Consider the following 580-nt stretch of genomic DNA (forward strand, 5'->3'; position numbering starts at 1 on the left):
GTGGACTGATCGCTTACTGCCTTAAATTGAAAAAACCATCACTGGAAGTTTTCTATTCAGAAGACGCTGTTCCAATGATGGCTTAAGCAGAATTCGGGTTAGTTAACTAGGTAACCAAGGAGTTGATCTACAATTCAGATTCCATTAGTCAGGTATTATTTTTTCTCATCCAACATATGGTATGAAACGGCAATACCTGCGGCCTGACCGGCAAGTGAAGGTTCATCGCTGGCTAAGTACAGCCCTGCAATATAGTGTCCATCAACTGCATAATCTCTATAGTTTCTGGCGTAGCGCTCACCGACTCTGAGTTGACGTCCATCACTTAACGTAAATAACGCCTCATCAACAGCACCATTACCCCATACTTCCAATCTTTCAATAACACTATCATTGAGTTCAATTGAACTCGTTTCTGATGTTACTGTGCCGAGTGTATAGGATGAACCGTTGGCAAACGTAATTTTAATACCACCCACTCTAAATAAGCTTTCAAAATAGTAGATCACTTGGAGGGAACTCAGTCCAATTTTTGCGATCTGATTAATCGCCAAATCAAAAAAAATCCCAAAATGGACTG

At 40.7% G+C, this 580-nt stretch carries 1 pseudogene; it reads right to left on the reverse strand.

Features of this window, described 5'->3' with window-relative positions:
* Positions 1–155: 155 nt before the first annotated feature.
* Positions 156–580, reverse strand: a pseudogene (locus Xedl_RS20030) (hypothetical protein); the annotation flags it as partial.

This window comes from Xenorhabdus eapokensis (assembly GCF_001908105.1).